This window comes from Paenibacillus sp. SER-28, from assembly GCF_052906305.1.
This window is the reverse complement of sequence record NZ_JBRECM010000014.1, coordinates 90,635-97,695: the sequence shown is the minus strand read 5'-3', so window position 1 is coordinate 97,695 and position 7,061 is coordinate 90,635. Positions and strand designations below refer to the sequence as shown.

Annotated in this window: 7 protein-coding genes; 3 read left to right on the top strand and 4 right to left on the bottom strand. The window is 46.5% G+C overall.

From position 1 onward, the window contains the following. Positions 1–179 precede the first annotated feature (179 nt). Positions 180–1,523: a 6-phospho-beta-glucosidase gene (locus tag ACUYLD_RS23390; protein ID WP_446676104.1), complete on the bottom strand. Its 1,344-nt coding sequence runs from the start codon at positions 1,521–1,523 to the stop codon at positions 180–182. A 186-nt stretch (positions 1,524–1,709) separates the two neighbouring features. Between ACUYLD_RS23390 and ACUYLD_RS23385 the strand changes: the two genes are divergently transcribed. The 3 genes from ACUYLD_RS23385 (at position 1,710) to ACUYLD_RS23375 (ending at position 4,725) form a co-directional block, all read left to right on the top strand. After that, positions 1,710–2,684, top strand: a complete 975-nt coding sequence (locus ACUYLD_RS23385; protein WP_061828852.1) for a LacI family DNA-binding transcriptional regulator — start codon at positions 1,710–1,712, stop codon at positions 2,682–2,684. Positions 2,685–2,824: 140 nt separating this feature from the next. Beyond that, positions 2,825–4,261: a helix-turn-helix domain-containing protein gene (locus ACUYLD_RS23380; RefSeq protein ID WP_446676103.1), complete on the top strand. Its 1,437-nt coding sequence runs from the start codon at positions 2,825–2,827 to the stop codon at positions 4,259–4,261. A 296-nt stretch (positions 4,262–4,557) separates the two neighbouring features. Further along, on the top strand, positions 4,558–4,725 hold the full coding sequence (locus ACUYLD_RS23375) for an aspartyl-phosphate phosphatase Spo0E family protein (RefSeq protein ID WP_080682975.1): 168 nt from the start codon (positions 4,558–4,560) through the stop codon (positions 4,723–4,725). On the opposite strand, the gene thiE is transcribed toward ACUYLD_RS23375, so the two are convergent. From thiE to thiM, 3 genes are read right to left on the bottom strand one after another with little or no spacing between them, the layout of a single operon-like run. After that, positions 4,670–5,383, bottom strand: a complete 714-nt coding sequence (gene thiE / locus ACUYLD_RS23370; RefSeq protein WP_446676102.1) for a thiamine phosphate synthase — start codon at positions 5,381–5,383, stop codon at positions 4,670–4,672. The genes ACUYLD_RS23375 and thiE overlap by 56 nt on opposite strands. Next, the gene (gene thiD, locus ACUYLD_RS23365) at positions 5,380–6,210 is read right to left on the bottom strand and encodes a bifunctional hydroxymethylpyrimidine kinase/phosphomethylpyrimidine kinase (RefSeq protein ID WP_446676101.1); all 831 of its coding nucleotides are present in this window, start codon (positions 6,208–6,210) and stop codon (positions 5,380–5,382) included. The genes thiE and thiD overlap by 4 nt, the downstream gene beginning before the upstream one ends. After that, positions 6,207–7,049, bottom strand: coding sequence for a hydroxyethylthiazole kinase (thiM, locus tag ACUYLD_RS23360; protein WP_196765428.1), 843 nt, complete (start codon positions 7,047–7,049; stop codon positions 6,207–6,209). The genes thiD and thiM overlap by 4 nt, the downstream gene beginning before the upstream one ends. Positions 7,050–7,061 lie beyond the last annotated feature (12 nt).

Below are 7,061 nucleotides of genomic sequence, written 5' to 3'. Positions count from 1 at the left end.
AGGTCGCAGCATATCAACACCGTCCGTTCTACAATAGTTACCTATATTATACAACATTAACGCGGTGTCGTCTTAAACAAATTGAACATAAAAAAAGCTGTCGAGACTTTCTCGACAGCCTGAAGCTTCCTACATGTAGGAAGCTTTTTTGTGTTCCAGCAGGATAATTGATTCTAGCTTTATACCGTCGCCTTCTCCTTATGAGCAAAGAATTGAGGCAGATGCTCTTTGTGTGCTTCTAGCAATTCATCCAGTACGGTTTGAGCAATGTCCCCGCTTGGTACGAGCGGATTCAGGGTGAAGGCTTGCAGTGCGGTTGCATAGTCACCGGTGACCGCCGCTTCAATCGTCAGCTCTTCCATTGCCTTCATTACTTGCAGCAAGCCCCGCTGTGCAGGTGGGAATTTGCCAAAGTTGACAGGTTCGGCACCGTGGGCGCGAATAACACTGGTCACTTCGATGGCGCTGTCATAAGGAACATCATCAATCGCACCATTGTTACGCGTACTAACGACCATCAATGTGCCTTTGTTGTTATAAATGGAATTAATGATTTCACAGGCTGCATCGCTGTAATGCGCACCACCGCGTTTGGATAATTCCTCTGGTTTGTAATCCAGATTCGGATCTTTATACAGTTCGAACAGACTTTCTTCCAGACGTTTGACCACTTGGCCCCGAGTTCCTTCGTTTTTGGCTTCCTCTAATTCTTCCTTGAGCATGTTATCCGTCATATAGTAATACCGATGGTAAGGACAAGGCAGCATTTTCAATTGACGAACTTGATCATACAGGAAGCGCATGTTCTTAATATTTTCAACGACTTTCTCTGGTTTTGCACCCGGAGCGTACAGTCCTTCAATAACTTGCTCTGTTAATTCGGCCCCTGTTTTGTCATAAACCTTGTGCCAATGAAGGTGGTTAATCCCTGCAAATTTAAAGAACAGCTCTTCTTCCGGTTTGTCCAGCACAGCTGATGCACTCTTGATCGCGCCGATTGGAACATTACATAATCCGATGACTTTATCCCACTGACCATAACGAAGCACGGCTTCGGTGACCATACCCGCAGGGTTGGTAAAATTAATCAACCATGTATTCGGACATAGTTCTTTCATATCTTCGACGATACTGAGGATAACGGGTATGGTGCGAAACGCTTTGAACATTCCTCCGGCCCCATTGGTCTCCTGACCGATCATGCCATGTTTTAACGGAATACTTTCATCCTTAATCCGGGCTTCCAGCAAGCCTACCCGAAATTGGGTCGTTACAAAATCGGCGTCCTTCAACGCTTCCCGACGATCCAGCGTCAAATGTACCTCACAATCAATGCCTGCGGCCTTCACCATCCGTTTGGCCATAGCACCTACGATCTCCAGTTTTTCACGTCCTGCCTCAATATCTACCAGCCACAATTCCCGAATGGGAAGCTCTGCATAACGTTTGATGAAGCCTTCTACTAGTTCTGGTGTATAGCTGGAGCCTCCGCCAATGGTTGCAATCTTTATGCCTTTTTTCATAGTTAGTGCCTCCTAAGTATGTTTTGTAAACCGCTTTCTTAAGCACAAATTCACTGTAATCCCTGTAATGCATTACAGGTCAAGCGCTTTTAAAAAACTTATTTTGGGAAGGTGACAATTATAGGGCGGACACTACGAACATGCTAGACACGAACATGCTAAAATAGAAAGAACGAGGTGAGAAAAATGGCGAATATTCATGAAATTGCAAAGCTGGCGGGGGTATCCTCGGCTACGGTATCCCGTGTCATTAACAACCATCCGTACGTGAGTGAACCCACAAGGCAGCGTGTGCAGGAGGTCATAGATCGGCTGGATTATGTTCCTAATTTAAATGCGGTATCGTTAAAAAAGGGCATGACCAAGCTCATAGGGATTATTTCACTTTCTTTTAATGATTCATTGGGTTTATTTGTGCGTGGATTTACAATGTATGCCCAGGAGCATGGCTTTAATATAGCGCTGTTTATTACGAATGGGGAGAAGGGGCGAGAACTTGAGGCGCTGGAAATGTTGCGGAGAAAGCAACTGGACGCCTTGGTCTGCATGATTCGTGTCAATGAGTGGAGTGTGATTGAGCATTATACAAAATATGGTCCGATTGTGACCTGGCAGCGTGTAAACATTGAGGCAATCCCGTCTGTATTTATGGATCAGTATCAGGGCTATACGCTGGCATTGGAACATTTGTACGCCCGAGGATATCGGAAAATTGTGAATGTGTACGGCAGCATGCGGGGGTTGAATACAAAAGAACGCATTCGAGCTTATCATGACTTTTGCGAAAAATATGATTTGGACGCTGAGGCCTTCCCGCATTTTTATGATTTAAATTCAATAGCAGCTGGTGAACAAATAGCTCATTGGTGGGCAGAACGAGCACAAACTGACAGGCCGGACGCCTTTGCCTGTTCTACCGATTATTTGGCAGCAGGTCTTTTGACTGAAGCGCGTAGGCTAGGTGTTTCTGTACCGAGTGATTTTGCAGTAGTAGGCTTTGACAACACCGAAATCTCGCATTTGCTTGATTTAACTACGATCCATTACCCGATAGACAAGCAAGCTGAGAATGCGTTCATTATGATTCGAAATGCCCTCGAAGGGCTGGATGAAACGATACATCATCTGGAATTCAAATTAGTAGAGCGAGCGACCACCTGATTCCAAAAGGGACTTCATGTTAGTGGTTATTAATTTCCATATTCAAGTTTATATAGTATGAATAATGGAAGAAAAATGTTGACACATGTTAAAACTTGGTGAATAATTTGAGGTGAAAGTATAAAATTTGGATTTTTTGTATGAAGGGTGGTTATGACTTGGGACATACACCTACGATTTTGACGAAGTTAGAGGATTATTTAGGGGAAAACAATTTGACGCTGGCACAATTTGCCGAACATTCAGGTGTTCATCAAAGAACACTTAATAATTGGATTGCCAAGCATCGTCCTGTTGCTATACATCAGCTTGATCGAATCACTTGGGCTATGGGACTACCAGAAGGTTTTTTTTACGAACTATACATAGATAACTACATCATTGAGCGTTCCCCGGATTGGAGGCGAATTGAGCCGTTGTTGTTTCGCTGTGCGGAACTGGACAAGTTGGATGCTATCCAGCTTGTAGTGGGACATATTATGGACAACCTTCTATATTCCCCAAAGTTATTTGATGCAGCAGAAAAATTATTCGCACAAGGTCAGCACAATGCTGCATTGTTGCTCTACGAAGGGATTGCGGAAGGCGAGAAGTACCAGCATTCTGAACGTTTGGCTATCTGTCAGTATCGTCTGTTTACCATTCAGGTGGGTAACAATCAGATCCGAAATCTCAAGGCGGCTACACGATTTGAACCCTTTGTCGAACGTCTGAATGAAATAGATCAACTCGATGCGTTAAAAGATTTGGCGAATGTGTATCGTTCTCTGCGTGAATGGGACAAGCTCGATACAACTGCTCGAAAAATGAGAGCCAAAGCGGAGATCCAGTATTCTTTGAAACATCAACAGAAAAAGCGAGAGTGGGAGGAGTCTGAAAAGAGGCTGAGTCGCCCGATGTTTGTGTACATTACCTATGCTGATTTACTGTGTGCGAGTGTCTGTGAAGCCCAAGGCGATTATCAGCAAGCATTACAATTTACAAATGCCTACGCAGATTTAGATTGGGTGATCGAGACAGACCAGAAAACCCAACACTGGGTCAACTTGTTCAAGCATTGGGCAGAAGGTAATACTTATGTAAATAAACTCCTATCTGGAGATACGAATGTGCTTCCTCATTATGTTGAATATATTGCATCCACATCAATCACTTCCGAGAATGAAAAGCTATCCAAGTTGCTGAACGTTATGATAGCTGCTAACCGATATGCAATAGATATCAATGATGTCCTTTCACGTTTTGAAGTGGAGATTAATTCTTTTGCTCTGCTATCACAATCTACTGATATGTACACCCAACAAGTGATGCCGGATTATTTTGCATGGTTTGGTTACGAACTGGCTTATTACTATTTAAGACGGGGAATGTTCAATGATGGCTTTAAACACTTAATATATGCATTGGTAAAAGCCCACATACTAAATAATGAGACTTATTTTATAAACTGTACGGGACTTTTTGCACATTTCCAAGCACATGCGCTTCCCGAAACGAGGGAAGAGTATTTCAAACTATTAGAAAAGGTGTGGTTAGACAATGTTGAAAAAAATGATTCTGCTGGTCATCGCAGCTAGCTTCTTGTTTATTTTAGCAATGCCTGTTCAGTCGCATAACCAAAATCAAAGAATAACGCCTCAAGTACAAATTGGAGGTGCTTAAAACGGTTAGGTTGTATGTTCTAATATTCATTGAATCTTTTTATGAAAAAAGCCTCGGTCCCGCTTTATTAGTGGAGACGGAGGCTTTTTTACGTGGATTTTGGGGCTTCGCTGTTTATGCAAACTTTTGGGATGTTCTTTTTTATTAGGCGCATCATTTGGAAATCCAAAAAACGTCTTTTTGTTATAAAATATGACATATAGGAGGGATCATGCTGATGAATCAAAGTGTGACTTTACTTTGTGTCGAAAGAGCTAGGAAGAAACTGTACCAGGTCCAGAAAAAGTATGGATTTTTAACACATCCTAAAGTAATAGAACAATCTAAAAAGCTGGATGATCTGTTGAATCAATATCAAACATGTAGATCGGATCATTGAGAAATGAGACCATATTTTTCTTTAATTCCTTGACCGCATCTCTAACCTGCTCTGTCTGTGTCACGGCTGAAATCACCGCTACACCATCTGCACCTGCACGTGCGACTTCCTCAACACGGTCCACTGTAATACCTCCGATCCCAACAATCGGCACATCAATTCCCGCTTTACGCATCTCATATAAAATTGCCGGTCCCTGTACGGCACGGGCATCATCTTTCGAGATGGTGGGATAGATGGGTCCGACGCCGAGATAATCAGCACCTTGCAGGATGGCTCGACGTGCTTCCTCGATGGTATGGGCGGAGACGCCTAAAATTCGAGTTCCGATTCGCTCGCGGACGGAATCGGCGGATTCATCGTCCTGACCGATGTGAACACCGTCGGCGTCGAGTTCAAGAGCCAACTCCACATTGTCATTGATGATGAAGGGGACACCAGCGTGACGGCACAGTTCCTGTAGCTGGCGCGCGAGTTCGAACATAGGAACGCCCGTTAACGCGCCGAGACCCTTTTCTCGGAACTGGACCATGGTTGCCCCGCCAGCCAGAGCCTCCTGCACGACCCAGCCTGGTTCCGCGAGGCAATTCACGCTTCCAAGCACCAGGTATATCTGTAGATGGCGGCGCACCACCTCTGACAATATTCTGCCGCTCATAGAAGCATCTCCTGACGACGGCGGTAGGCCCAATGATTGGTTGGGCCGTGTCCCTGTCCCAGAGACAACGTATCCTCAATCGCCGCCTGGATGAAGGCTTTACCATTCGAGATAGCCTCCGGTACGGACATCCCTTTCCCTAATTCCGCGGTAATCGCTGCCGAGAAAGTGCACCCTGTTCCGTGTGTATGAACAGTCCGTACTCGCTTGCCGCTCAGCTCTATAAAGGCGGTTCCGTCAAAAAGCAGGTCAACAATCTGTCCGCTGCTCTCGCTCTCGTCAGCGTGACCACCCTTGATCACAACGAATTTTGGTCCCATACTGCTAATATGTCTCGCAGCCTCGCGGCGATCCTCCATCGTATGGATACTGATCCCTGTCAGGGCTTCCGCCTCCGGGATATTCGGTGTAACGACCAGGGCCAAGGGGAGCAGGTCGTCCTTCAAAGCCTGCACCGCTTCCAGCTGCAGCAGTTCAGCGCCTCCCTTGGCAATCATCACGGGATCGACGACGACCTTTTTCCAGCCGAACTTTCGGATCTGCTCGCTCACAAGACGGATGATGCCGGCATTAAACAGCATGCCAGTCTTCAGGGCATCCACTCCAAGGTCTAATCCTACAGCTTCGATCTGTTCCGCTGTTGCTTCCTCTGGTAGCGGATATACGCCGTGGACCCCTAAGGTATTCTGTACGGTAATGGCCGTAATAGCCGACATGCCGTACACGCCAAGTTCTTGAAAGGTTTTGAGATCAGCTTGAATTCCAGCCCCGCCGCCACTGTCTGAACCAGCAATCGTCAGCGCTCTGGGTACACGAACGTCTGTCATCGCGCACCACCTGCTGCTGTTGTTCCGGCTTCATGGATCGAGACATGCCCCTCTAGTGAACCTGTATGCAGTTTGGCCAGCTCGTCGAGAAAGGCAATCTGGAAGCTGCCGGGCCCCAGCTCTGCGGTACGTGCTGCGGCTCGAGAAGCTGCTGCACCGTAAAATGCCAAACCTGCTGTACCGGCGAGCAGCAGGTTGGGTTCAACAGCTGCAAAGGCACCTAACACAGAGGTCAGCAGACAACCTGCTCCGGTTACCTTCGTGAGGAGCGCGTCTCCGCCGCTAATCATTCGTGCTTCGGCCCCATCGGTGATGACATCCTCTTTTCCAGTAATGACAACCATCGTATTGAGCGTTCGAGCAGCCCGAATTGCCAGATCGACATGGCCGCTGTCAGCACTGTCACCGGCATCTACGCCTTTAATCTCACGCGCTTCTCCAACAAGATGTGCGACTTCGGCTGCATTGCCCCGCACCAATGAGATTTTGACTTCACTCAGGATTCGCAGTGCCGATTCAGTTCTAAAGCTCGTTGCTCCCGCACCGACCGGATCTAGCAGCACCGGAACACCGTGTGCATTCGCCGATTGTCCAGCAATGATCATGGCATCCACCAGTTCGCGGTTCAGTGTACCGATGTTTAACACGACGGCACCTGCTATTTTTGCCATATCTGCTACTTCCTCAGGTGCATAGGCCATCACCGGGGAGGCGCCCAATGCATACAGGCCGTTGGCCGTAAAGTTGGTGACTACCACATTGGTCATATTGTGAACGAGGGGTTTGCTGTTTTGTACCTTCGTCAGGAGATCCGAATAACTTTTTTTCCATGTACTCATAATGATTATCCT

Coding starts and splice junctions, on each gene's coding strand:
- thiM (WP_196765428.1), bottom strand. CDS start 7,049: ATGAGTACATGGAAAAAAAGTTATTCGGATCTCCTGACGAAGGTACAA.
- ACUYLD_RS23390 (WP_446676104.1), bottom strand. CDS start 1,523: ATGAAAAAAGGCATAAAGATTGCAACCATTGGCGGAGGCTCCAGCTAT.
- thiD (WP_446676101.1), bottom strand. CDS start 6,210: ATGACAGACGTTCGTGTACCCAGAGCGCTGACGATTGCTGGTTCAGAC.
- ACUYLD_RS23380 (WP_446676103.1), top strand. CDS start 2,825: ATGAAGGGTGGTTATGACTTGGGACATACACCTACGATTTTGACGAAG.
- ACUYLD_RS23385 (WP_061828852.1), top strand. CDS start 1,710: ATGGCGAATATTCATGAAATTGCAAAGCTGGCGGGGGTATCCTCGGCT.
- thiE (WP_446676102.1), bottom strand. CDS start 5,383: ATGAGCGGCAGAATATTGTCAGAGGTGGTGCGCCGCCATCTACAGATA.
- ACUYLD_RS23375 (WP_080682975.1), top strand. CDS start 4,558: ATGCTGATGAATCAAAGTGTGACTTTACTTTGTGTCGAAAGAGCTAGG.